Here is a 26,218-nt window from a genome sequence, read left to right on the forward strand (position 1 = left end):
GAGCGAACGATGAAAAGCGTAGTGATTCAACAGCCGAACGAACTGGTGATTGAAGAGCGGCCACGCCCGGCGCCAGGTGCAGGCGAAGTTCGCGTCAAAATCACGCTGGCGGGGATCTGCGGTTCGGACAGCCACATCTATCGCGGCCATAACCCGTTTGCGAAGTATCCACGCACGATCGGCCACGAGTTCTTTGGCGTCATTGACGCCGTGGGCGAGGGCGTAGACAGCGCCCGTCTGGGCCAGCGCGTCTCGGTTGATCCGGTGATCAGCTGCGGACACTGCTACCCGTGTTCCGTCGGAAAACCGAACGTCTGCACCTCGCTGGTGGTGCTGGGCGTCCACCGCGACGGGGGCTTCAGCGAATATGCGGCAGTGCCCGCTAAAAATGCCTGGCCTATCCCGGATGACATTCCGGATAAACACGCCGTCATGGTTGAGCCCTTCACCATCGCCGCCAACGTGACGGGGCAGGCCAACCCTACCGAGCAGGACGTTGCGCTGGTTTACGGCGCAGGGCCGATGGGGCTGGTCACCGTGCAGGCGCTGAAGGGCGTCTATAAGGTGAAGCAGGTTATCGTGGTTGACCGCATTGATGAACGCCTGAAAATGGCCCAGCGCAGCGGCGCGGACTGGGTGTTGAACAACGGCGAGCAGTCGCTGCAGGCCGCGCTGGACGAAAGGGGCATCAAACCGACGTTAATCATTGATGCCGCCTGTCATCCGGCGATTTTGCAGGAAGCGATTACCCTGGCCTCGCCGGCGGCGCGTATCGTGCTGATGGGGGTCTCCAGCGAGCCGAGCCAGATTGTCCAGCAGGGCATCACCGGCAAAGAGCTGGCGATCTTCTCATCGCGCCTCAATGCCAACAAATTCCCGGTCGTCATCGACTGGCTGAAGAAGGGGCTGATCGACCCGGAAAAACTGATCACTCATGCCTTTGACTATCACCATGTAACAGACGCCATTGAACTGTTTGAGAAAGACCAGCGGCAGTGCTGCAAAGTCTTGCTCACGTTCGGGCAATAATCATTTACGCGGTTAAGAGCCTGCGCAGACAGGCTCTATGTGGTACGCATCTTACCCTTCAGAGATAGCCATTATGACGCAAGCACAACCTCAAAGAACTACCTCCGATCTGGTGAAAGCCGCCGTTTCCGGCTGGCTGGGCACCGCCCTGGAGTTTATGGACTTTCAGCTTTACTCGCTGGGGGCTGCCCTGGTCTTTCACGAGATCTTCTTCCCGGAACAGTCAGCCGCGATGGCGCTGATCCTCGCGATGGGGACCTACGGCGCAGGCTACATAGCACGTATTGTCGGCGCCTTTATCTTCGGCAGAATGGGCGACAGCATTGGTCGTAAGAAGGTGCTGTTTATCACCATCACCATGATGGGGATCTGCACCACGCTGATTGGCGTCCTGCCGACCTACGCGCAGATTGGGATTTTTGCTCCCGTTCTGCTGGTGACGCTGCGTATCATCCAGGGCCTGGGGGCCGGGGCGGAGATTTCCGGAGCCGGGACCATGCTGGCGGAGTACGCGCCGAAAGGCAAACGCGGCATCATCTCCTCGCTGGTGGCGATGGGTACTAACTGCGGAACTCTGAGCGCCACGGCGATCTGGGCGGTGATGTTCTTTGCCCTCGATCGTGAAGAGCTGATTGCCTGGGGCTGGCGCGTGCCGTTCCTTGCCAGCGTCGTGGTGATGATCTTCGCCATCTGGCTGCGTATGAACCTGAAAGAGAGCCCGGTGTTTGAGAAAGTGAACGATGCACAAACCGCGCAGCCGGACACCTCGCTGGGTTCAATGGTGAAAAGTAAATCCTTCTGGCTGGCGACCGGCCTGCGGTTTGGCCAGGCGGGCAACTCGGGTCTGATCCAGACGTTCCTCGCCGGGTATCTGGTCCAGACGCTGCTGTTCGATAAAGCCATCCCGACCGATGCGCTGATGATCAGCTCCATTCTCGGGTTTATCTCCATTCCGCTGCTGGGCTGGCTTTCCGATAAAGTAGGGCGCCGTCTGCCGTACATTATCCTCAATATCTCCGCCATTCTTCTCGCGTATCCGATGCTGTCGATCATCGTCGATAAGAGCTATGCGCCGGGGACAATCATGCTCTCGATCATCGTTATCCATAACTTCGCCGTGCTGGGGCTGTTTGCGCTGGAAAATATCACCATGGCGGAGATGTTTGGCTCGCGAAATCGCTTTACCCGTATGGCTATCTCGAAAGAGGCGGGCGGTCTGGTGGCGGTGGGTTTTGGTCCGGTACTGGCGGGGATCTTCTGCAATATGACCGGCTCCTGGTGGCCGATTGTCGCCATGCTGGTGGCCTATTCCGTGATTGGGCTGGCCTCGGCGATCCTGATGCCGGAAGTGCGCGACCGTGATTTGAGCGCGGCGCAAGACGCAGCGGAGTCCGCACCAGAAGAGAGCGTGGGTTACGGCGCGGTCTCCTCCCGGCGCTAGTGGTTCATAACTTACGTTACCTGTCACATAACTTTATCTTTATGTCACACCACATGAGCAAAAGTTAATATAAATCAAAATTTCAAACGGCAGTATCAGTATGGTTGATGGCAGTTACTTTTTTACCCCAACTGCCATTCTAGTTGGTGTAGTCAGCAGGCGCTGCCGCTTCAGAAGGAGCGGCAGCGGTCCACGGCTTTCTAATTAACGAGTCTTAATCATGGAAAACACCTTATTACAGGCCAACGCGACGCTGCCTCATTACGATCGCGAAAGCCTTAAAGCACGCACTGTACATTTAGGCTTCGGCGCATTTCACCGCGCGCATCAGGCGGTGTACGCCGACATTCTCGCGGCTGAGCACGGCAGCGACTGGGGCTACTGTGAGGTTAACCTGATTGGCGGCGAGCAGCAGATTGCCGATCTGAACGCGCAGGATAACCTCTACACCGTGGCGGAGATGTCTGCCGACGCATGGACATCCCGCGTGGTTGGCGTGGTCAAAAAAGCGCTGCATGCACAGGTCGACGGGCTGGAAAGCGTGCTGGCAGCGATGTGTGAACCGCAGGTGGCGATTGTCTCGCTGACCATCACCGAGAAAGGGTACTGCCACTCACCGGCGACGGGGCAACTGATGCTCGATCACCCATTTATCGTCGCCGACCTGCAAAACCCGCACCAGCCGAAATCCGCGCCGGGCGTGGTGGTGGAAGCGCTGGCGCGACGCAAAGCGGCGGGTCTGCCCGCGTTTAGCGTGATGTCCTGCGACAACATGCCGGAGAACGGCCACGTGATGCGCAATGTGACCTGCGCTTACGCCCGGGCGGTAGACGGCGAGCTGGCGGACTGGATCGAGGCTAACGTCACCTTCCCGTCAACCATGGTGGATCGCATCGTGCCCGCGGTTACGCCCGATACGCTGGATAAAATCGAACAGCTGACGGGCGTGCGTGACCCGGCGGCAGTAGCCTGTGAACCGTTCCGCCAGTGGGTAATCGAAGACAACTTTGTTGCAGGACGTCCCGAGTGGGAAAAAGCCGGTGCCGAGCTGGTGTCAGACGTGATCCCGTTTGAAGAGATGAAGCTGCGCATGCTCAACGGCAGCCACTCTTTCCTGGCTTACCTGGGCTATCTGGCCGGATACCCGCATATCAACGACTGTATGGAAGATGAGAACTACCGCCTCGCCGCGCATACGCTGATGCTTAACGAGCAGGCCCCGACGCTGAAAGTGAAGGGCGTTGATTTAGGCCGCTATGCCGATCTCCTGATTGCCCGCTACAGCAACCCGGCCCTGCGCCATCGGACTTGGCAAATCGCGATGGACGGCAGCCAGAAGCTCCCGCAGCGTATGCTGGACTCCGTGCGCTGGCACCTGGTGCACCAGAAACCTTTCCCACTGCTGGCGCTGGGCGTGGCAGGCTGGATGCGTTATGTCGGCGGCGTGGACGAGCAGGGTAACGCCATCGACGTGAGCGATCCACAGCTGGCGGTGATTCAGGCGGCGGTAAAGGGAAGTGCGGAAGGGGAAAGTCGGGTTAACGCGCTGCTCGGCATTGAAGCCATATTTGGTAAAGAGTTACCGCAGGAGCCGCGCTTCGTTGCTGCGGTGATGACCGCGTACCGGTCGTTGCTGCAAAAGGGGGCGAAAGCGACCGTGGCGCAGTACGCGTCCCAACGGTAATTCAGCACATGCCGCCGTGCGCGGCGGCATGTCTGCGCACAGCTTAGTGCATCCCCAGGCGAATCAGCTCAATCGGCTCGAACTTACCTTCGCATCCTTCCACTTCAACCGTTTTGCTGCGGCGCACCTGCGCGGCATCCAGCCCGTCGCTGTGGATCGCTTTTATCACGCCAGTTTTGCCCGTGCCGCTAATCATGACGCGGCTGCCGGTGGTGATTGCATTGCGGTTACGGTCGTATGTCATCATGGTATATTCTCCTCTCTAACCTGTTCGTTATGGCCCTATTTCAGGTTTGCCGTTCACGGGGCATATAAATACGCCTGTCCGCGCTTCATGTTTTTGTTTTTGATCAAACTCACACTTTTTTCTTTATTTCGTCGGGCGCTGACGGTTCAGGACGGTAATTTACAAAGCAGACCGTTATTTTCATTAACTGATAGTTTCGACAGGGAAGCGTTTAGGGTTGGTTTATATTCCCGATGTCATTCTGGGAGCAGGAAATAACCCTTCATCGGAATAAGGAGTCAGGCTTATGTATAAGAGCATTTTGATGCCTGTAGACGTGTTTGAAATGGATTTGAGCGACAAAGCGGTTCGCCACGCGGCAAACCTGGCGAAGACAGAGGGCGCGTCGATTACCCTGGTCAACATTCTGCCTGCCAGCAGTCGGTCTCTGCTGCGCGGGTTCAACGCCGATATTAAAAAGTTTGAAGAGTATATGACCGCAGAGTCCGGGAAGAAAATGAACGAGTTAAAAAGACTGTTCGATATTGCCCCTGAGAATATTCACAGCATGGTGCGTTTTGGCAACGTCCGGGATGAAATTATCAAGCTGAGCAAGGAGGGGGAATATGATGCGATTGTGATCGGGTCGAAAAACCCGAGCATCACCACTCATCTGCTGGGTTCAAATGCGGAATCTATTCTGCGCTACGCCACGATCCCGGTGTTAGTCGTTCGTTAATCAGGTCGCCGCACCTGAAAGGGGCGGCGAATATTACTCTTCGCTAAACCACTCGCTATTTTCCTGACGAATAAGCTGCACGGATTCGCTGATCTCCTGCAGATGCAGCGTCATCGCTTTTTCCACACCGTCCGGGTCGCGTTTTTCCAGCGCGCTGAAAATATCATGATGCTGTCGGAGCAGCATTTCCGGCGGGGAGACGTGATCGAGGCTCATGTAGCGCACGCGGTCAATGGTGGCCTTGATGTTCTCGATGGTGTCCCAGGCCAGCTGACAATCCGCGATCTGCGCCAGCTTCTGGTGAAACTCGTCATCAAGCTGGAAGAAATCATTGAGCTGCTTACGGTCAATCGCAATACGCTGCTGATGAAGGTTCTGCTCAAGCTGGTAACACTGGTTGTCGTTGATAAGCGTTGCGGCACGGCGCGCCACCGCACATTCAATGGCCTGGCGAACGAAACAGCCGTTGCGTACCTGAGAGAGTGAAATTTTGTTCACGTAGCTGCCGCGCTGCGGGCGGATCTGAATCAGTCCGTTTTCAGCAAGCTTAATAAACGCTTCACGTACCGGCTGACGGGAAACGTCAAAACGCACGGACACCTCTTTTTCAGAAAGCGGCGTTCCCGGTGGGATCAGGCAATGGACAATATCACGTCGCAAAATGCGATAGATTTGCTGGTTAACGGGCTGGGTGGGATTGAGTTGCGATTCAGCGGCCATGAGTTGTCATTTCTCAGAGAGTTAGCCTGAACATACTACCATTCTTTTCTAACCCGAAACAGACCCGGCCCGCAGGCCGGGAAGGGCAGATTTAGCCACGATGGACGCTAAGTCCGGCAAAACTCTGGCTGACTGGCATCATTTCTACAGTATTGATGTTGACGTGTTTTGGCAGCGTCGCCACCCACCAGACCGTTTCGGTCACATCTTCCGGCGTCAGCGCGTTAGCATTTTCGTAGGTTTTGCCCGCTTTCGCGTCATCGCCTTTGAAACGCACGTTGGAAAACTCGGTGCCGCCCACCAGACCCGGCTCGATATCGGTGACGCGAATGGCGGTGCCGTGCAGATCGGTACGCAGGTTAAGGCTGAACTGGCGCACAAACGCCTTCGTCGCACCATAGACGTTGCCGCCCGCGTAAGGCCAGCTCCCGGCGGTGGAGCCAATATTGATAATGTGGCCGCGGTTGCGCTCGACCATGCCAGGCAGCACCGCGCGGGTCATATAGACCAGCCCTTTGTTATTGGTGTCGATCATGTTTTCCCAGTCTTCCACGCTGGCTTTGTGTGCGGGCTCCATGCCCAGCGCCAGACCGGCATTGTTGACCAGCACGTCGATGGCGCGCCACTCGGCAGGCAGGTTGGCAATCATCTCTTCAATGGCCGCGCGGTTACGCACGTCCAGCTGCGCGGTCAGGATGCTGTCGCCTAATTCGTCTTTCAGCTCCTGCAGGCGCTCCTGACGACGGCCCGTGGCAATAACCTTGTGCCCGTTGGCGACGAAGCGACGCGTGATGCTTTCACCAAAACCTGCCGTTGCCCCGGTAACTAAAATAATCATCTCACTGTTCCTCAACGCTTTTTGTGTTGTACTAACATAGCACGGCCGCAGAGGGTGCGTTAAGGCAACATTTGTATGACGGCGTTGCAGGGGATGGCGGCCTGGCCTACTCTGGGAGGATACCCGTACTCAGGAGTGAAAGATGACGGCCGCAAATCCCTTTTTTGAAATCAGCCTGCTGCCCTATCAGGCCCCCCATTTTGATGAAATCAACGACGGCCACTATCGCCCGGCCTTCGATGCAGCGCTTCGCCAGAAGCGGGCGGACGTTGACGCCATTGTGTCTCAAACCGCTGCGCCGGACTTCACCAACACCGTGCTGGCGCTGGAGAAAAGCGGCGCCATGCTCGCGCGCGTCAGCAGCGTGTTCTTCGCCATGACCTCGGCACACACCAATGCGTACCTGCAGGAGCTTGAGGAGCAGTTCTCCACCGAGCTTGCCGCGCTGGCGAACGATATCTGGCTGAATGACACGCTTTTCGCCCGCGTGGAGAGCGTCTGGCAGGACCGTGCCGCGCTGGACGCCGAATCCCGCCGGCTGGTCGAGGAGACGTATCAGCGGTTTATTCTGGCCGGCGCGCGCCTCAATGAAACGGAAAAAGCTGAGCTGAAGGCGCTGAATACCGAGGCGGCCACCCTGACCAGCCAGTTCAACCAGCGTCTGCTGGCTGCCGACAAGACGGGCGGCCTGGTAGTGGATTACGCGCATCAGCTTGACGGGCTCAGCGCCAGCGAGATTGCCGACGCGGCGCAGGCTGCCGCAGAGCGAGGGCTAAACGATCGCTGGCTGATCCCGCTTCTGAACACGACCCAGCAGCCCGCGCTTTCCGCGCTGCGCAATCGTCAGACCCGCGAAAACCTTTTCAATGCAGGCTGGACGCGCACCCAGAAAGTGGATCAAAACGACACTCGCGAGCTGATCCTCCGCCTTACGGCGCTACGTGCGCGGCAGGCCCGCCTGCTGGGCTTTGAGGATTACGCCAGCTGGAGTATCGCCGACCAGATGGCGAAAACCCCGGACGCCGCGCTGGCCTTTATGCGCGGCATTGTGCCCGCCGCCCGCGCCCGGGCAGAGCGCGAGCAAGCCGATATACAGAACGTCATTGATGACGAGCAGGGCGGTTTCACCGTGCAGGCCTGGGACTGGGCTTATTACGCCGAGCGCGTGCGTCAGGCGAAATATGCCCTCGATGAATCGCAAATCAAACCCTATTTTGCGCTCAATACCGTATTGCACGATGGCGTATTCTGGGCCGCAAGCCAGCTGTTTGGCATCCGCTTTGTGGAGCGCTTCGATATTCCGGTGTATCACCCGGACGTCCGGGTCTGGGAAATTTTCGACCACACCGGTGAGGGCATGGCGCTGTTTTACGGCGACTTCTTTGCCCGCGATTCCAAGCAGGGCGGGGCCTGGATGGGGAATTTTGTCGAGCAATCCTTCGAGTTTGCTGCCCGCCCGGTGATCTACAACGTCTGTAACTACCAAAAACCGGCTAACGGCGGCGTCGCGCTTCTCTCCTGGGATGACGTGATCACCCTGTTCCACGAGTTTGGCCATACGCTGCACGGCCTGTTTGCCAGCCAGCGTTTCGCTACGCTTTCCGGCACCAATACGCCGCGTGATTTCGTTGAATTCCCGTCACAAATTAACGAGCACTGGGCCAGCCACCCACAGGTGTTTACCCACTACGCCCGCCATTACGAAACCGGTGAACCGATGCCGGACGCGCTGCGGGAAAGCATGCTCAACGCGACCCATTTCAACAAGGGATATGACATGACGGAACTGCTGGCTGCCGCGCTGCTGGACATGAACTGGCACGGCATCGGTGAGGCCGTTTCGAGCGTAGAGGAATTTGAAGCGGCAGCGCTGATAAAAGAGGGGCTGGATCTGCCCGCTGTACCGCCGCGCTACCGGAGCAGCTATTTTGCCCATATTTTTGGCGGCGGCTACGCGGCGGGATATTACGCTTACCTGTGGACGCAAATGCTGGCGGACGATGGCTATCAGTGGTTTGTCGAACAGGGCGGCCTGACCCGTGAAAACGGGCAAAAATTCCGCGAGGCAATTTTGTCCCGCGGTAACAGCACGGATCTGGCTGAACTTTATCGCAGCTGGCGCGGGCACGATCCGAAGATTGAACCGATGCTGGAGAATCGCGGGTTGAGCGAATAGAGTCAGTCACGACAGACAAAAGAACCGGGCTTTGCGCCCGGTTCTTTTTCTACCTTATCTTCCCCGTGATTGTCTTAAAAGAGAAGAAATGATTTGGATCAATACGCGCTAAAACGCCTTCTTTCACTTAACCCGCACCATTACAAACTATTCAAACTGAACGTATAAAAACTCCCATAAAAACGCTGAAAAAAACAGCGTGCAAACATAATTAAAACATTTAGTTAACAAGGTAAAGGGTGTGACGCTTGGTTTTTGACAAAACGTGCTGTTATTTTTTAATCAACCCACATGATTAATTGATGAATATTCCTAATAGCCTATGGATTATTCCTAATAAATTTATCCGCTCTGTTCTTTACGCCTTGAGACTATTCTTAGTTAAAAGAATAATTTACATCTCTACAGGAACGTTATTTTTATTAGGAATTTACACGAATTCACTCGGATACACATTTTGAAATTAAACGTTGTCACATCTTCGGGCTAGCCATAATATGACCATATCGTTAAGCAATGAGGTAAAAACAATATAGGGAAATCAAACAATATATGGCATTGAAAAAATATGAGAAAGTACAGTGCATGAGTTGTCATTTTCAATGTGAACTATATCCGCAAGCGACAATAAAAATGATGGGTTGCACAGAATCCAAATATTGCTTATGGCCCGACAAGAACATGTACTTGAAATGTGGAACGCAGCTATTGCTAATGAATGCGCGTTACAAGCTTCTGCATAACGGCCTTATTTTTGTTGATTTTTCTCGTTACAACATACGATTGTTTACCAATAACAAATGGATTGAGTATTTGGCCAAAACGGGTTTGCGCCTGGTATTGATCGCTGACAGGCTCACGCAACCACTGGCGCTGTACTGGAAAAAGCGCAGCAAGCATATCGTGTCAGTTATTTACGCCAGTGATACTGGAAAAGAGATTGAAAAGAAAATACATCTGCATTTTTTAGGGAAAAGGGACGGACGGGTTTACCTGCCAACACTAAGCGATAATGAGGTCCGGGTTTTTGAACTATTGGTTGAGGAAAAAACAGTAAGGCAAATTGCTGATGAATTGTCTTTTCCGGAAAAGAAAGTCTACGCAACAAAACTCAGCTTGCAAAATAAGATGGGGGGCAGAGGTAAGTTAAATATTATTTTATCTTGATAGAAACAATCATTCGTCATTTAAGTAATAAATCCATAAATGGAACTAATTTAATTATTTACAGGAAATTAAAAATGAAAAAAATCGTATTAGCTGGTATTGCGGCGGCCGCTCTTGTATCTACCAGCGCGATGGCTGATATCACTGCTTCTGCCACTGCGAGTTGGGATGCCAGCGCAACCAAAGATACATCCAGCGTTCTGGTCGTTACCCCGCTGAAGTCACTGACGTTCCAGTACGCCGAAGGGATCAAAGCCTTTAACAACCAAAAAGGCGCTTTTGATATCACCATCGAAGGCCAGTCTGGGGCGACTGACTTTACCCTGACCTCACAAATTGTCAGCAATACGCTGAGCAGAACAACAGATGCGTCAACGCTGGACGTTGGTGTGAACTGGAACGGCACGGCTCTGAGCAAAACAACGCCAGTAACGATGATCGATACCGCTAATAACATCTCAGCCGGTCTTGATGCGCTGGCGGTTAGCACCGCCTATGCCGGTAGCGACCGCGTGAGCACTCAGGGTCTTTTCGACTTCTCGATTGATTCCGCCACCTCTGATGGTAGTACCGCTGCCGAGTTCAGTGCTTTAACTGATGGTTACTGGAGCGGTGATGTTCGCGTTCAGTTTACCGCTGTCTGGACCGTTTAATTTACGTCTGGCCAATACCTGGCAGGAATGACAAGGAGGCTTAGGCCTCCTTCTAAGGATGAACCATGAAGCTGAAACCACTATTACTCTCTCTCTTTTTACTGAGCGTTACGTCGCCATCTCTGGCGATTCATGTCGGAGAGGTAACCTCAATAATGGGCCCTGAAGCATCCAGTCTTGCTAAGGAAATTATTAACACCACCAATACTGCACGTTACGTCAGCGTCAATGTAGAACGTCTGTCTTCTCCAATGGCGGGGGGCGTTATTATTCCGATGGAGACCCGAACGGAGTTATTGTCAACGCCAGCGAGTCTTATCCTTCCCGGAAGTGCGAAAGAAAATTTTCGCTTTTTCTATAAGGGACCTCAGGATAATAAAGAACGATATTATCGGCTGTCATGGACTGATGAGCCGGTGACGGAGTTTGATGCCAGTAAAAAGAAGAAACAGGGAGAGGCTACCACCTCTGCTATTATTGGTACCATTCTGGTGGTTGCACCACGTGAAGAAAAATTTGATTACCATCGTAGTGGTGACACCGTTACAAATACCGGGAATGCGTCTTTCCGCGTTATTTCCTATGGACCCTGTCGGGATAAAGCCAAAGACATAGGGCAAGGCTGTCGTGAGCGCTATTATGTCATGCCCGGTATGAGCGTCAAAATTAAGTACACCGATCTCACCAGTAAAAAGACACGAATTGGTATATGGCACGGTGAGCAATATATAAATGTAAACTGAGTAACATTATGGATAATATCGGTTATGTCAAAGGAACGTTATTCGCTGGGTTATTATTAACAATTAACCAAGGGTGGTCAGCCAATACATCGACGCCAGTCAGAGTGAGCCACTATGTTATCCCTTCAGTGTTTGCTAATGCGTTATATCAGGGCATGACTGTCCCTGTGTTCATTCGTTATGAAGGTGACGATAGTATGCAACGTAGCCAGCAAAAGATAGCCGATGCAATCCTTACCATTAAGGATGATGAGTTCCGCTTAAACCAGATAGCGTTAAGCGATCTGCCGAAGCGAACGGAACTGTCACCACAAATAAAAACGCTGCTCGCGGGTTTGCAGGACAAAAGCATAGGCGATGGGCAGCGCGTTATGATCAATAAAGATGCCTCTCTCTCGCTTGACACTCGCTCATTCTATCTTGAGCTAAGGGTTAACCGATCGGCTCTGCAGGCTGCCGTTTTGCCACGTACTAATATCCTCGGTGATTCCTCCGCACAGGATCTGTCCAGCGTGCTGAATTACTCTATCGGAAGCTATTACAATAAGTACGAGAATACCGATAGCGCCAGTAGCTACCTCACGCTCGATAATACCTGGTCCCTGCGGGAGCATCACCTGAATATAAACGGTTCTCTCTATGGCATTGGTACCGCAAACCAACAGGCAGAACTGTATCGCTCCATGTATGAACGTGATTATCAGGGACGCCGCCTGGCAATGGGGATGGTCGACACATGGAACCTGCAATCCATTGCCAGCATGAGCGCCCTGAATTCAAGCCGTATTTATGGCATGAGCTATGGCAATAAAAGCAGCACACAAATTGAGGACAACACGCTGTCCCTGGTGCCTGTCACGGTGTTTCTGCCCGCCGCAGGTGAGGTTCACGTTTACCGTGACGGTAAATTGCTCAGCATTCAAAATTTCTCGATGGGAAGCTACGAGCTGGACACGTCGCGCCTGCCGTTTGGCATCTACAACGTCGATATCAAGGTCATTGTTAACGGACGCATAGTGAGCAGCCGTACGGCGAATATCAATAAAACGTTTTCGCGAAAATCCAGCAATACCGGCGATCTTTCATGGCAAATGTTTGGGGGCAGCCTCGAATATAATAAGATGGATTACCGTAATCACAAAAACCGCAATTACGGTCAGCAGAATACATGGATTGCCGGTATTGCCGCCGCGACTAACCAACCCTGGCTGTCAGGCGTGAACCTTAAAACCACGCTGTACGGTTTTGACCAAAATGGCGTCAATGAGACGGAAGCCAATGTTATTTTCAATAACGCATTTAGCTTTAACCAGCAGGCCCTTATTGGCACCGATAGCACGTGGCAAAGTATTTCCACGTTCAGTCTGAGTTTACCGGAAGGGTATGGCAATGTGTGGGGATCGCGTCAGTATAGCGCTATCGGAAACGCGCTACCGCTTCAGAACAATGACTACGTTACCGTAGGGGCAACCGCGAACCTGCGTAAAATCGCCCCATTTCTCGGCACGCTAACCGTTAGCCGGACCAACAACAAATATACCCGTAACACATATACCAATGTCGATTACGACCAGTCACTGTTAGCAAACAGATATGCGACGGTGTCCCTGCGCGCCGGTATTCAAAATTATCAGTACGACAACGGTGAAAACCTGCGCGATAAGTACATTAACATTGACGTTTCTGTTCCCTTTGCAACCTGGTTCAGCACGGGTGTTTCGAGCCAGAACGGTAATATGCTGGCTAACGCAACGCTTCGAAAGCGCTTTGAAAATAATGCCATTACTCAGGTCGGTGCCTCTGTATCAAAGCAGTTAAAACAAAAAAACGATAGCGCCAGCAGCTATCGTTCCGATGACTATGCCACTAATGGTTTCGTCAGCTATGACACGAAATATAACGCTGGCACCGTTTCAGTCAGTCGTTCGGCACAGCGCAGTTCCAATTACAGTCTTAGCTCGCAGGGCAGCGTGGCCTGGACGCAAAATAAACTCTATGCCGGAAAAGGCAACCAGACTGCGGGTCTGGTTGTTAATACCGGTTTCAGTGAACAGGGAAGGGTGATGGCTAAAATCAATGGCCAAAATTATCCGCTAACCGGAAAAAGCAATTTCATCAGCCTACCGCCTTACGCGGAATATAAGGTTGAGCTGATGAATGATAAAAATTCGGAAGACAGTGTTGATATTGTGAGCGGCCGTCGCAGCAATGTCGTGCTCTACCCGGGTAACGTTAGCGTGCTCAATCCGGAAATAAAACAGCTCGTTACCGTCTTTGGTCGGGTGAAGGATAAACGTGGCGGTTACTACGCTAACGCCGATATTCACAATCACATTGGTAAAACGAGAACGGATGAACTCGGCGAGTTCGCCATGGATGTCGATAAACGGTATCCGGTGATCACACTCATGGATAAATTCGGTGGAATTTGCGAAGTGGATCTTGATCTGAAAGAAGCTAAAGGCGCCGTGTGGGTGGGGGAGATCCCTTGCGAGATCCAGCAACAGACAGCATCACTGACTGGAGAGGGTAAGCATGTTTATTAAAACTCGTCGCGTCATGCTGCTGATGTGCTGGCTGCTCGCATCGCCTGCACAGGCCCTGACGGCAAGCAGTAGCGGCAGCGGCAGTAACACTTATATGTTTATTAATAATACCGTCGATCATGAATATTTCATCACGACAGGCTCATTATCCCCGCGTTTCAGCGGCGCCAACGTCTGGACGAGATACAAGACTAATCAGCGTAGTTTAGGATATATGGGCAATTCAGGCTGGAGTTATCTTAGCCGTTATTATGATTTGTGGATCGACAACTCCCCGATTAATCAACCTTTTTTAGGGCTTCGCTGTATGAGTACGGGGGCGAATTGCCCAGCCTCAGGATATATCTCTCCTGACGTCATTGATAAAGATGGCTTTTATCATGTCATGTCCGGTAACAGCGTAGAAAACGGCAGCTATGGTGCCGGGACGCTAAGTCCGGCAGCCTATGAGTATTTCCGAAATCAGCCCGTTGGAGCAACGGATACATTCCAACTTAATCTCTGTTATTTGAATTCCAATACGGATTACGATTTTGCCTCTGGTACACGCTGTAAAGACCTCGCAAGCGGAGGTACGTGGCGCTATTACACGATGAGCCTCGAAAAGGTCGCTCATTTGACATTGAACAGCACAGGGTCCATGGCAGAAGTGTGGGTAGCAAGCGATGGAACCCCGAGTATTAATATGGGTTCAGATTTGTGCCAGATTGGCGTGGTATCAAACGTAACCGGGGTTATATGTAAGATGGTTTCTTACAACCTTCAGCAGACGAAAACCCTGACCACCTCGCTTGATTTTCGCATGGTCATTGATACGGCGTTGTTGGGATTTTCGCCCGGAACATCGGATGTAAAATACAGTGGTGATGGTGCAAGCTGGACCAACTTCGGCACGGCCAGTACCTACACAAAAACGTTCACCACCTCTGGGGAATACGTGTACGTCTTTCTGTCTAACGCCTTTTTTAAAAAGGTCCTGACCGCTGGTACCGACCTGACTAACAAGGATTCGCTTTTCACGTTTTATTTTGATAATTCAGTGACTCCGCAATCGGGTTATTATCAATTTACACCATCGACGCTGGTTAACATCGTTCCTCGTGAATATGGCATCAGCATTATGTCCAGTGACGGAAACTCAGATCCAAAAGCATCGGGAATGATTGGCAGCGAAGAGCCGATCTCCTTTGAGTATAAAGTCATGACGTCTGCAGCAAGGCAGGCCGACAGCATTACTGCACAAGTAATTGGTGATTCCACTACCTTAAGCGGCGTGCCTTACTGCCTGTTTACCTCAACAGATAATGACTTAAAAGTTCCTGTCCCGGCCTATCTTGAATGGACTTCCTCATCCGGAGGCGTTGAGCGTGCTCGTAACAGCTGTAATGAAAATGCCGTCGATATGACAAACGCCGCGTGGACTCAGACTTCGTGGAATGCTAACAACGACGATGGCTATTTTTTCTCCACGACATTGCGACTCCTGTTTCCAATGGATGATTCACGTTCAAAACTCACGTTAGACGGTCGCGACTGGATTGGAACCGTTAGCGCAAGCGGTGAGTTAAAAGTGACAGCCAAATGGATCGGTGTAGACCGCTAGATACTATGATGAAATATATCCTTTTAATCGTCTTAAGCGGGTTTTGTACGCTGCCTGCTTATGCCGTGTATTTCAACTCAATTATTTATGATATGGATGCCAGTAAAGAGTTTATTGCACGTCCCGTCATTAATGACACCACTAAAACGAATTTATATACGCTATCGGCTTATAAAATCCCTCGCCCTGGTAACGGTCTGGAGCCGCCTGTGAATGACATAGCCAAAGATTTGGTCTGGTCCCCTTTAAAATTCACCGTGCAGCCAAACGGACGCGAATATTTTAAGCTCTATTACCGTGGACCTAAAGATGACGTCGAGAGATACTATCGGGTGATCTTTAGAGAAACGCCGGTTACGCTTTTCCCGTGGCGTGCTGAGCAAAAGAGAATGGATTTTATCCCTGTCGTTTCGATGAGTACTATTCTCATTGTCCGCCCCCGCAAAACTCATCTGAGCTATGAGATAGATGAGCAAAGCGGCATAATAAAAAATACGGGCAACACATTTTTTAGAGTCATCCTGCAGAAAGGGTGCAATGGTGATGATGAAAGTTCAACCCAGTTTTATATGCTGCCAGGCGAAACCTGGAAGGGTACTGAGGCAAAAAATGGAAATAAGAAATTTATTGTCGCATTAGGTAAATACCATCATTTAGGTAATGGTTGTTTCTCCAGTCAACAACCTTAGTATACTCAGTCAATAGCATAGATAGCATGCATTAGACGCAAATCCCGTAGCCGATTCAGCCCTCCAAACTTTTTACAGAGAGAAGTCTGGAAGCGGTAAACGCTGCGGGTATCACAGGACATTATACATGCAATATCCTGACTGGATTTGCCCTGGGCGAGCAGACGCAGCGTAACCATTTCATGTTCGGTGAGTGATGGAGTGCGCCGGCAGTGAAGCTGCCGTCCCTGCATGATGCGTTTAATTTTATCGATTACATTAGGTAAGCTGTTTTCGACTTCTACAACAGACCATGTAAATCCTGAATGTGCCATCCAGAAATTAGCCATGGGGAGCATATTTTTTTCGGATAATAAGACTATCTTCAGTCCAGAGTCATGAAGTTTCTTCGTCCATTTTTCATTAATAAAAAACAAGATATTATCCACTGAGAAATCAACCACGATTATACCTTGAGATAAATAACACGTTAATTCCTTAAAAACGAGATCATGAATGGCACGTTTAAAGTAATAGTTCAAATCAGGCCAGACTGCAAGTTGTCTCTCTTCGCATAAAAATTCTTCCATTTTATTTTCCGGATCAAGTGAGCAGTTAAAACTACATCCCATACAGTTAACTGTGCTGACTTTACTTAGCATTATCATTTATCCTTTAAGAATTCCAATGATTGGCGAAAGAAGATATAACAAATAAATTAAACATATCGTAAACGTTACAAACTCAAAAGATTATTTACTTATCATATATAAATGATTAATTTATTTGAAGTTAAAAAATGTAATTATTATTTAGTTGACAAACTTAGCTGGCGGAAAAATATAAAGCACGTCTGACAATTAAAAGTAAGCAAGATATTACTGGCTGAGTCTATGAGCCTTCTATTCCATCGTGACGAAAAGCATTCTCGCTTCCTGATGAGCTGGCGTTCAGTTTTTTAGCTATAAAATTTTATTATTTTTTGCCGATAAATGTTGATGGCATAAAAATCGACGTAGTAGCAGTTAAGAAGGCGAAAGATGACCCTACCTCTGAACAATCCGGGCTTCACCGATACCGAGCCTTCTAAAGGCCTGATAAATAAAACCTTTACCTATATTGTAACGTTGTTGATAAGTATTTTTATTGCGGCAATAATTTCCCTGCTAATAATAAAAGATAATGTGAATGAAATCAGCGACACGCACGATGAATTTCTGTTAAGGAAAGCCCTGGATACTCGCCAGGAAAGCATGCGAAGTCATTTGAAAGACAATGCCGAGTGGGGAGATGCCTATAAACATCTTCATCTGAACACTGACGTTCACTGGGCATGGGATAAGCAGAACCTGGGTAAGTCCCTGTATGACAACTTTGGCTACGAAGGGGTGTTTGTTCTCTCCCCGGAAGGGAGCACGCGATACAGCGTGGTTGACGGGAAACTGAAGCTTCAGGATCTGGAGCGCTGGTTAGATAAATCAACAAAAGACCGTTTACTGCGTGAAACGAGCATCAAAAGTGGATCGCCGGTTTCTGTGCTGACGCTTATCGATTCCGTTCCGGCCATTGTTTCTGCGCAATGGATAACAACGGGTGATGATTCGAGCGTACAAACCCTACCCGGAAAACCTTCGACAATGGTGTTTATAGACAAGTTAACGGCTAGAAAACTCCTCACGATTGGGCAGGATGCCGGTATCCAGAACGTTCGTACTTCTCCCGCTACAGTCACTTCTCAAATAAATAATCAGACAGAATTTACCTTAAGCACCCAGAATGGGGATGTGAAAATTATCTGGGACGGTGAAAATCCCGGGCAGGCGTTAATAATTTATTTTTTGCCATTACTCATTCTCTCCGTCGTTCTGACGGTATCGATGACGGTGATATTAATGCGCCATATTATGCAAAAGGCGAGAATGCTTGATGAAAATACGTTTCTCCTCGAGCAGGCGCGGTTGAATCTTATTACGAGTGAAAAACGTTTTCGGGACGTCAGTGAAACAACCAGCGACTGGTTCTGGGAAACAGATTTATCGTTAAGGATAACGTGGCTATCGGGGCGTTTTTCTACAATAACGGGATATGAAAATAGCAAATGGATAGGCCGCAGGTTGGATGAACTCTTTCCGTCGACAAGCGAATTATCACATGACTGCGCCAGGCAGCGGGACTTAACCGAACGCTTTGAATTTAAAAACTGCCCATATACTCACGCGCAACAAACCACGTCATATTGCACGCTTCTGGCAAAATTTTCTGCTCAGCCTGATGGAACGGTGGTGTTGCGAGGCGCGGCAACCGACGTCTCTCAGGAAGTTGAAGCAACAAAACGCGTGGAGTTCCTGTCACGCCATGATGAATTAACCGGTCTGCCGAACCGGTATCATATTAAGGAATTTCTGGCTGGCAAGTTAGCGAAAGAAGACCTTAACCATTATCCCTTTGCCATGATTTGCCTTGATTTAGACAAGTTTAAACCCGTCAATGATATTTTCGGGCACTCCACCGGCGATGCACTGCTTGGTGAGGTCGCTTCACGTCTTAAAAATTGCGTTCGTCGAGGTGACTTTGTCGCACGGCAGGGAGGGGATGAATTTATGCTTCTCCTCGGCAACACCAGCCAGCAAGACCAGATTGAGGAGGTGTGTCGTCGCATCGTGCAAGAACTTAACCGTCCTTTCGCCATTGAGGGCAATGATGTGGCGATAGGCGTAAGCATGGGCATTGCGCTGGCTCCCCGGGATAGCAGCAGCGCAAACGATCTTCTACGCTATGCGGATATTGCGCTGTATCAGGCGAAACAATCCGGCAGAAACCGATGGGTCTATTATCGCCCGGATATGTCGGAAAAGTTGACCGAACGCAGGAAACTGGAATTAGAACTCAAGACCGCAATTCGCGAAGAACAGCTCTACCTGGTTTACCAGCCGCGTTATAACCTCCGGTATTCTACTATTGATGCCGTCGAAGCGCTGGTACGCTGGCAGCACCCGGCTCGGGGGACCATAATGCCCGATCAGTTTATTCCGCTGGCAGAAGAAACCGGGCTGATTATTAGCCTGAGCAACTGGGTCATACGCAAAGCCTGTGCGGAGACAAAAGATAAATTGCCGGGATTATCGGTCTCCGTCAATATTTCTGCTATCGAATTCCAGGCAAGCGATCTTGCCGAAAGGATAAAAGAGATCCTTCGCGAAACGGGGCTTGAACCTAACCGGCTGGAAATTGAAGTCACTGAAAACGTTACGCTTTCCGATCCTGAAAAAACCTTGCAGACCATGAAGTCTCTCAAAAAAATGGGCGTCCGCATTCTGATTGACGATTTCGGTACCGGCTACGCCTCACTGAGCTATCTGCGGAAGTTTCAGTTTGACGGGCTTAAGCTCGACAAGAGCTTTATTTTTACCCTCGGTGACTCGCCGCAGAACCAGTCAGTCGTGGAGAAAATTATCGACCTGGGGAAAGCCTATTCCATGGCGGTAACCGCAGAAGGGGTGGAGACCGCGGAACAGCTGTCTTTTCTGAAAAAAAATAAATGTGATGAAGTCCAGGGCTACTTGCTTGGAAAACCGGCCGCCATTACGGACTTAAATTTAAACGCCAACAGAGTAAATCTCTAAATCGCGCTTTCACTCAGGGCTGCGTAAATGAAAAACCGGGCATCGCGCCCGGTTTTTGTTATCCGCTATCCGTTCGTATCCACGGGCGTAAACGCCATTTTCTATCTCACGACCAGGACAGGGCATTTCGCATGCCGAACCACTGCCGCAGCGTTCGAACCCAACAGATATGTCGATATGTCAGGTTTGTGGGAAGCGATGATAATCAGGTCGGCATCGATCGTGTCAGCGAGCTTAAGGATTTGATCTTTTGGAGATCCCGTCAAGGCATGAGTCTGTATCTTGTCGGGAGGGATTTTGAATTGCTTAACGATTTCATCCAGCTTCGCTAAGGCCGCGTGCTGGAACTCTTTCAGCTTCGGCATTTCTACCGAATAGGCCAGGCCTAATGATGAATAATACGGTAGCGATGGAATGACAGTAAGAAAGTGAACTTTAGCTGTGTTAAGTGCTGTATGTGCCTGAACGAAGGGGATAACCATGTGCGTCAGGCTATCCTCAGAAATGTCAATTGGAACCAAAATTGAGTTATACATTTGTCCCTCCTGAGTGTTTTTCACACAACTCAGGGTAGACCGTTAATTTCAGGAAAACAGAGAGCAAGCTGTCATAACGGGGACAAATTTCGGTTATGTGATATGCGTACAGTCGAACCTGGCTGTCATTCCGTCGAGACAATGAACATTCTCGCCTCCTGGGCGAGCTGGCGTTCAGCCTTAATCGGTGCATATTTTTCCGAATGATAGAAGGCAAGGGCCTGCTCCAGGGTAGGGAATTCAAAAATGCCCGCATAGGGTAACGGCTCCACTTCCCCTTCCAGGAGCTGTGCGACAGCACCAAAATGAACGATTTTACCTCCTGCCTCTTCTAATGCAGACGTGAAGCGGGGGGCAAGGCTGGCCTGTCTGGCTGGATCAATAACGCGTAAGTTGATATGAACAAAGGCTGGCATAGTCGTTCCTTAACATGATAAATAATGCATATACAGTATTAACTTTAGCATTGATTGTCGAGATGAAATGATGAACAACATTGATGTTGCGCTGTTGAAGGCGATCCCGGAAGTCTGCCCGGGGTTTCAGGCGCGCGCTGCCGCAAGGGCTATTACGCGCTATTACAATGCCTGCTTCAGACCGTTTGAGCTGACCGCCGAGCAGTTCAGCCTTTTGGTTGGCATCGGGGGTTCCCCAAATGAAACCGTTGCGGAACTCGCCGCCAGAGCCGGGGTGGATGCGACCACGCTGAGTCGAAATATCCGCAGTCTGGAATCGCGCGGCATTATCGATTCGGCTGGAGGCCGTGGACGTGCAGGAAAACGACTCACGCTGACAGGTGAAGGCTGGCGTCTGCTTGAAGAGGTCATCCCGGTATGGCAGTCAGCTAAGGAGAAATTGTCCCATCTGTTGGGCAGCGAAGAGCTTAGCCTGACGACGGAGATGATGAGACAGCTGGCTAAAACCAGCACCTCTTTATGAACTGCGCCATGTTACCGCAGCAGCTATTTGCCTATACAGTGGTTTGTCGAACAGGGCGGCTTATCTCGTGAAAACGGGCAAAAATTCCGCGAGGCGATTTTGTCCCGTGATAACAGCACGGATTTAGCTGAACCGTATCGCAACTGGCGCGGGCACGAACTGAAGATTGAACCGATGCTGGAGAATCGCAAGTTGATTGCGTAAAGTCACCGTAAGCAAATAACAGAACCGAGCTCCGCGCCCGGTTTTTTGTTTTTTATCCCGCAATGACTATTCGAATTCAGAATGAATAAATTGCCTGACTTGAAGGATCGAATTGAGGTTAAGTTTGTGCCCGATATTATTGGTGTAGGTATAGATAGTTTTGGGTGACAAGTAAATTTTTCTCGCTGCAGCGTAAGTATCATCAGTATCAAGCAGGGCGAAAAGGGTCTTTTTTTCCTGGGCTGACAGCATACTGAGGCTCCTGCACCGCGATATGTGGTTCAACACATACTCCGGAGAATGCATCCGCCCGCTAGTGAGTTGTTTTCGAAACTCCACAAAGCATGATTTCCTGTAGATCGTCACAAGTGGTTCCAGGACCCTTGAGCTGACGTCCTTTCCACCGATGAAGATCACCTGGTGTTTTTCCGTCAGTTTCTTCCTTTTCAGAAGATTAAAAATGGCTCCCAGGCTTCGGAATGATTCAATGTCAACGATGCAAACCTTTCTGTTGAGGGGCGTCTGCTGAAGGATGACAGACAACGCTTTATTCAAAAAAACATCTTTCGTTAAAATCATGTGAGGCATAAACATAACCTGAACATCTCAGAACAAAGAGAAAAGGGGCCCTTAGGCCCCTCCGGTAACATCAGAATCCGATACGGATACCTGCCACACCCTGAATTGGTGTTTCGATTTGGCTGCCCTGACGGTAATTAGCCTCACCGTACAGGGTTACGTCTTTACCAACGTTAACCGACGCGCCCAGACCGTATTTGCCTGATGTGCCTTTAACGTTGTTATCAAAGCGATTGCGCTCATTGATCGTGACCTCGTTGGAGTTAGCAAACTCCTGCAGCACCGCAGCTGACAGATAAGGTTTGAACTCAGTTGAGCCAATATTGAACTTCCCGGCAATCTTCGCACCGGCTTCACCCGTGACAGAACGCGGGGAACCCGTATTACCTTTCATGCCGTTGCTGAGTTTCACATCCTCACTTGTCATCTGAACAAACGCCAGGCGCGCATAAGGCGTGATGCTTACGTCATCTTTGAGATCAAACTGATAACCACCTTCAATAGCTGTGCTGAGTGCATATTGAGTCCAGTCACCGCCGGTTCTACCTCCATTAGTCATAACTGCTCTCAGTTTGTTGTTAAGACGGTTACCTTTGACTACACCGTCAGCGTAGAACCCACTTGCGTCGTACCAGGTTGCATACAGACCGAGACCGTAGCTGTCGATTTTGCTTGTACCGCCTCGGGCATGTTTCACTTTGTTATCGCTAAAGGACATGAATGCGCCGGCGACGAGGCTGCCGCCCGCAAAGTCTGTCCTGGTGTCAGCGCCGATCTCAAGTCCGTTCTGGCTCAACTTATAGGCCGTGCCATTGCTTGTATCAATGTCACTTTTACTGCCGAGGTAGTGTCCCCATACGTTGCTTTCTGGTCCGGTTTTATCCAGACTCGCGCGATATGTGCGCAGGCCATCCAGCTCAGAGTGGATGACGTTCAGACCTGCATTGGACATGGCCAGAATGGCATCGGTTGCAGGGGTGGTCATCGGCTTCTTGCCGCCGTTCCCGCCTGCATTGCCGTTATCACCGCCGCCAGGGTTCTCACCACCGCCAGGATTTTCACCGCCGCCAGGGTTCTCACCACCGCCAGGGTTCTCACCACCGCCAGGGTTCTCGCCGCCGCCAGGGTTTTCACCACCGCCTGGGTTCTCACCGCCGCCAGGGTTTTCACCACCGCCTGGGTTCTCACCGCCGCCTGGGTTCTCACCACCGCCAGGGTTCTCGCCGCCGCCAGGGTTTTCACCACCGCCTGGGTTCTCACCGCCGCCAGGGTTTTCACCACCGCCTGGGTTCTCACCGCCGCCTGGGTTTTCGCCACCGCCCGGGTTTTCGCCGCCGCCAGGGTTTTCACCACCGTCCATCGCGCCGAGGTACCAGACATTACCGCCGTTAAGACCGTCCTTGTTCTGCTGGCTGTAAAGGGTGTACATGTACGTACCGCCGTCAACCACTCTGGTGCTTCGCCCTGAAGCAGTGACCATTTCAAAATCAATGTCACCGCCTTTCTCATGGATGAGGTTCAGCGTCAAATCAGTGTGATCTGATATCTCTTTACCTGAGTCAGCCACGGCAATACCAAAATGACCAGTGCCCTGTTCGATAGTAACGAAGTTGGCTTTACGATCGGCGAGAGAGGTGTTCAGGAGGAAGTTTCCGGTGCCGTTCAGCTCTGTAATCGTTAGCTTCGCAAATTCACCATCGCTGTTGCGCAGGAAGTTGACGTTACCGCCATCCATGGTGAGCTTACCGACCTGAGCCGTTTCCGGGCCCGATGGGGCTTCAAGGTCGTTAACAGAGAGGGTGCCTCCCTGGATGTTTACGTCCGTTGCGAGAGAGCCGGCATTCATCAGCAGTTCGCCACCGACGTTCACTCTGGTTTCACCGTCGGCCAACGCCCCGGTCATCAGCCAGGACTGGCCACCTCTTATAGTGGTGTCTGTGGTTGTGCCGCCACCGGAAACATATTGATTTCCCCCGTTATTGATTGTAGTTGAGGTTGCCGAACCGCCACTGGATATATGTTGTTTGCCGCCATTGAAGATGGTAGTAGAAGTAGCTGAGCCTCCATTGAAAATGAGCTGTTCACCACCGCTATAAATGTCAGTAGAGGTGGCCGAGCCTGAATAGGATATTTGCTGAGAACCACCGCTATTGACGGTTGTCGAGATGACAGTCCCTCCTCTGGAGACACGTTGACTGCCACTGCTAATGATGGTTGAGATGGCAGAGCCAGAGTTCTCAACGTACTGAACACCACCGTTGATGGTTGTAGATGTTGCCGTTCCTCCCTTGGAGATAATCTGAGTGCTATCGTTTAAGATGGTATCCGTTGCTGTACCACCATTTATGACAATCTGAGCGGCGTCATTGAGGGTTGTGGAGGTTACAGAGCCACCATCAACGGTCTGACCGCCAAGACCGCCAGCGTAAAAGGTCGTGGCGGTGGCCGAACCGCCACCGGAGACAACCTGACTGCCGCTGATGATGGTCGTAGAAATGGCCGCACCGCCACTGGAAATGTGCTGATAACCACCTTCATTGACAATTGTCGAGGTTGCCGTGCCACCACTGTAAACATGCTGATAACCAAAGTCATTGATGGTGGTAGATGTAGCCGAGCCACCATTGAATATGACCTGTTCTCCCCGGCTGTAGATAGTCGTGGAGGTGGCCGAACCGCCACTGGAGACTACTTGGGAACCACCGCTGTTGATGATTATTGAGGTAGCCGAGCCACCGTCGAAAATGATCTGTTCGCCACCGATGTTAATAGTGGTGTCAGTGGCCGAACCACCACTGGAGATGGACTGTCTGCCAAAGTTGCCGATGGTAGTTCCGGTTGCCAATCCGCCATTGGAAACGTACTGCTCCCCATAGCTGTGGATAGTGGTATCAGTGGCCAAACCGCCGTTGTAGACGTACTGTTTACCATTGTCGATAGTAGATTCTGTAGCCATACCACTACTGTAGACTTTCTGCATGCCACCACTGTTTATGATAGTGGAGGTGGTCGAGCCACTTATTGTCTGCAGACCACCACTGTTTATGATTGTAGAAGTGGCTGAGCCGCCAATGTCTACGCGCTGTTGGCCACTGTGAATGGTCGTGGATGTGACAGAGCCGCCAACTTCCTGATAGCCACCTATGGCGATAGTAGTAGAGGTGGCAGAACCACCACTGCGTACGAACTGCGAGCCGCCGCGAAGTGTAGTGTGGATGGCTGAACCTCCAAGGTTGACCTCCTGATAACCACCTCCTGCGCTGATGGTAGTTAAGGTGACTGAACCGCCGCTGGAGACGTGTTGAGTACCGCCTCTGATGGTTGTTGAAGTGGCCAAACCACCATTGAATACGTGCTGTTCTCCGTCAATGTGTATTGTGGTGTCAGAGGCCGAGCCTCCACTTGAGACGTACTGCAAACCACCGCTATTGATGGTAGTAGAGGCTGCTATACCGCTAGTGTAGACACGCTGAGTACCACCACTGTTAATAGTTGTAGTGGTAGCAATGCCGCCGCTGATGTGCTGGCGACCACCGTTGATAGTGGTGGAGGTCACCGATCCGCCAGTGGAGGCGAATTGAAGCCCTTTACTGTTGATGGTAGTAAAGGTGGCTGAGCCACTACGTCTTACATCCTGATAGCCACCATTGATGGTAGTGGAGGTGACCACGCCACCACTACTGACCATCTGAGTTCCTGTACTGATGGTAGTAAGTGCCGCCGAGGCGCCATAATAGAGAAACTGACGGCCACCATTGATGGTCGTATGCGTGACTGTGCTACCACTAGAGACATACTGCTCACCACCATTGATGGTCGTATGCGTGGCTGTGCTGCCAGAGACATACTGCTGACCATTATTGATGGTCGTGGAGGTAGCTGTATCTCCTGGATACAGTGTTTGTGAGCCCCCGTCTATCGTCACATCCACATAATCCGCAGCCATGACCGGCCCTGAGGGCAGTAGTATGGCACCCAGCAGCAGCGCCTGGGCACTTTTCTTCGGCGTCAGCTTCGGACGACCGGACCCGGTCGCCAGTTCAGAGGTTACCACCCACTGCTGGCGCGATTTGCACCAGACCGTGGTATATATCTTGTTCATTT

20 protein-coding genes and 1 pseudogene are annotated in these 26,218 nt (G+C 51.1%); 14 read left to right on the forward strand and 7 right to left on the reverse strand.

What is annotated here, in order from left to right:
• Positions 1–9: 9 nt before the first annotated feature.
• The 3 genes from DFO52_RS00515 (at position 10) to DFO52_RS00525 (ending at position 4,154) form a co-directional block, all read left to right on the forward strand.
• The gene (locus DFO52_RS00515) at positions 10–1,029 is read left to right on the forward strand and encodes a Zn-dependent oxidoreductase (RefSeq protein WP_133548752.1); all 1,020 of its coding nucleotides are present in this window, start codon (positions 10–12) and stop codon (positions 1,027–1,029) included.
• Positions 1,030–1,102: 73 nt separating this feature from the next.
• Complete coding sequence (locus DFO52_RS00520) at positions 1,103–2,470, forward strand: MFS transporter (RefSeq protein WP_133548754.1); 1,368 nt, start codon at positions 1,103–1,105, stop codon at positions 2,468–2,470.
• A gap of 220 nt (positions 2,471–2,690) precedes the next feature.
• Positions 2,691–4,154 (forward strand): mannitol dehydrogenase family protein, encoded by a 1,464-nt coding sequence (locus DFO52_RS00525; protein ID WP_133548756.1) that lies wholly within the window; start codon positions 2,691–2,693, stop codon positions 4,152–4,154.
• Between the two features lie 43 nt (positions 4,155–4,197).
• Here the strand turns inward: DFO52_RS00525 and ydfZ are convergent, their stop codons facing one another.
• Entirely contained in the window at positions 4,198–4,401 is a 204-nt protein-coding gene (gene ydfZ, locus DFO52_RS00530; protein ID WP_014883679.1) for a putative selenium delivery protein YdfZ, read from the reverse strand.
• Between the two features lie 286 nt (positions 4,402–4,687).
• On the opposite strand from ydfZ, the gene DFO52_RS00535 reads away from it, so the two are divergent.
• Complete coding sequence (locus DFO52_RS00535; protein WP_133548758.1) at positions 4,688–5,119, forward strand: universal stress protein; 432 nt, start codon at positions 4,688–4,690, stop codon at positions 5,117–5,119.
• 33 nt (positions 5,120–5,152) lie between these two features.
• On the opposite strand, the gene DFO52_RS00540 is transcribed toward DFO52_RS00535, so the two are convergent.
• Both DFO52_RS00540 and ydfG read right to left on the reverse strand, forming a co-directional pair.
• Positions 5,153–5,839 (reverse strand): GntR family transcriptional regulator, encoded by a 687-nt coding sequence (locus DFO52_RS00540; RefSeq protein WP_023311557.1) that lies wholly within the window; start codon positions 5,837–5,839, stop codon positions 5,153–5,155.
• 91 nt (positions 5,840–5,930) lie between these two features.
• Positions 5,931–6,677: a bifunctional NADP-dependent 3-hydroxy acid dehydrogenase/3-hydroxypropionate dehydrogenase YdfG gene (gene ydfG, locus DFO52_RS00545; protein WP_023311558.1), complete on the reverse strand. Its 747-nt coding sequence runs from the start codon at positions 6,675–6,677 to the stop codon at positions 5,931–5,933.
• 142 nt (positions 6,678–6,819) lie between these two features.
• Between ydfG and dcp the strand changes: the two genes are divergently transcribed.
• From dcp to DFO52_RS00580, 7 genes are all read left to right on the forward strand, one after another.
• Positions 6,820–8,853 carry a peptidyl-dipeptidase Dcp gene (gene dcp / locus DFO52_RS00550; RefSeq protein ID WP_133548760.1) on the forward strand — a complete coding sequence of 678 codons (2,034 nt, stop codon included), beginning with the start codon at positions 6,820–6,822 and terminating at the stop codon, positions 8,851–8,853.
• Positions 8,854–9,405: 552 nt separating this feature from the next.
• The gene (locus DFO52_RS00555; RefSeq protein WP_047647891.1) at positions 9,406–10,020 is read left to right on the forward strand and encodes a LuxR C-terminal-related transcriptional regulator; all 615 of its coding nucleotides are present in this window, start codon (positions 9,406–9,408) and stop codon (positions 10,018–10,020) included.
• Positions 10,021–10,094: 74 nt separating this feature from the next.
• Positions 10,095–10,673 (forward strand): common pilus major fimbrillin subunit EcpA, encoded by a 579-nt coding sequence (locus DFO52_RS00560; protein WP_029739406.1) that lies wholly within the window; start codon positions 10,095–10,097, stop codon positions 10,671–10,673.
• 65 nt (positions 10,674–10,738) lie between these two features.
• Positions 10,739–11,416 carry a hypothetical protein gene (locus DFO52_RS00565; protein WP_133548762.1) on the forward strand — a complete coding sequence of 226 codons (678 nt, stop codon included), beginning with the start codon at positions 10,739–10,741 and terminating at the stop codon, positions 11,414–11,416.
• A gap of 8 nt (positions 11,417–11,424) precedes the next feature.
• Complete coding sequence (locus tag DFO52_RS00570) at positions 11,425–13,962, forward strand: TcfC E-set like domain-containing protein (protein ID WP_133548764.1); 2,538 nt, start codon at positions 11,425–11,427, stop codon at positions 13,960–13,962.
• A complete protein-coding gene (locus DFO52_RS00575) occupies positions 13,952–15,565 on the forward strand; it encodes a hypothetical protein (RefSeq protein ID WP_029739409.1) in 1,614 nt (537 codons plus the stop codon). Before DFO52_RS00570 ends, DFO52_RS00575 begins: the two co-directional genes overlap by 11 nt.
• Positions 15,566–15,570: 5 nt before the next feature.
• Complete coding sequence (locus DFO52_RS00580; protein WP_029739410.1) at positions 15,571–16,254, forward strand: hypothetical protein; 684 nt, start codon at positions 15,571–15,573, stop codon at positions 16,252–16,254.
• A 5-nt stretch (positions 16,255–16,259) separates the two neighbouring features.
• On the opposite strand, the gene DFO52_RS00585 is transcribed toward DFO52_RS00580, so the two are convergent.
• A complete protein-coding gene (locus DFO52_RS00585) occupies positions 16,260–16,895 on the reverse strand; it encodes a LuxR C-terminal-related transcriptional regulator (protein ID WP_029739411.1) in 636 nt (211 codons plus the stop codon).
• Positions 16,896–17,273: 378 nt separating this feature from the next.
• Here DFO52_RS00585 and DFO52_RS00590 point away from each other — a divergent pair, with 378 nt between their 5' ends.
• Positions 17,274–19,856 (forward strand): EAL domain-containing protein, encoded by a 2,583-nt coding sequence (locus tag DFO52_RS00590; RefSeq protein WP_133548766.1) that lies wholly within the window; start codon positions 17,274–17,276, stop codon positions 19,854–19,856.
• Positions 19,857–19,957: 101 nt separating this feature from the next.
• Here the strand turns inward: DFO52_RS00590 and uspF are convergent, their stop codons facing one another.
• Positions 19,958–20,392 (reverse strand): universal stress protein UspF, encoded by a 435-nt coding sequence (gene uspF / locus DFO52_RS00595; protein WP_029739413.1) that lies wholly within the window; start codon positions 20,390–20,392, stop codon positions 19,958–19,960.
• A gap of 125 nt (positions 20,393–20,517) precedes the next feature.
• A complete protein-coding gene (locus DFO52_RS00600; RefSeq protein ID WP_047647886.1) occupies positions 20,518–20,808 on the reverse strand; it encodes a DUF1330 domain-containing protein in 291 nt (96 codons plus the stop codon).
• A 67-nt stretch (positions 20,809–20,875) separates the two neighbouring features.
• Here DFO52_RS00600 and DFO52_RS00605 point away from each other — a divergent pair, with 67 nt between their 5' ends.
• A complete protein-coding gene (locus DFO52_RS00605) occupies positions 20,876–21,331 on the forward strand; it encodes a MarR family winged helix-turn-helix transcriptional regulator (RefSeq protein WP_243737929.1) in 456 nt (151 codons plus the stop codon).
• A 36-nt stretch (positions 21,332–21,367) separates the two neighbouring features.
• Positions 21,368–21,535, forward strand: a pseudogene (locus DFO52_RS00610) (M3 family metallopeptidase); the annotation flags it as partial.
• Positions 21,536–22,184: 649 nt separating this feature from the next.
• Here DFO52_RS00610 and DFO52_RS00615 read toward each other — a convergent pair.
• On the reverse strand, positions 22,185–26,216 hold the full coding sequence (locus tag DFO52_RS00615) for an autotransporter outer membrane beta-barrel domain-containing protein (protein ID WP_133548768.1): 4,032 nt from the start codon (positions 26,214–26,216) through the stop codon (positions 22,185–22,187).
• Positions 26,217–26,218 lie beyond the last annotated feature (2 nt).

Source organism: Enterobacter sp. AG326 (assembly GCF_004362415.1).
Lineage (GTDB): Bacteria > Pseudomonadota > Gammaproteobacteria > Enterobacterales > Enterobacteriaceae > Enterobacter > Enterobacter asburiae.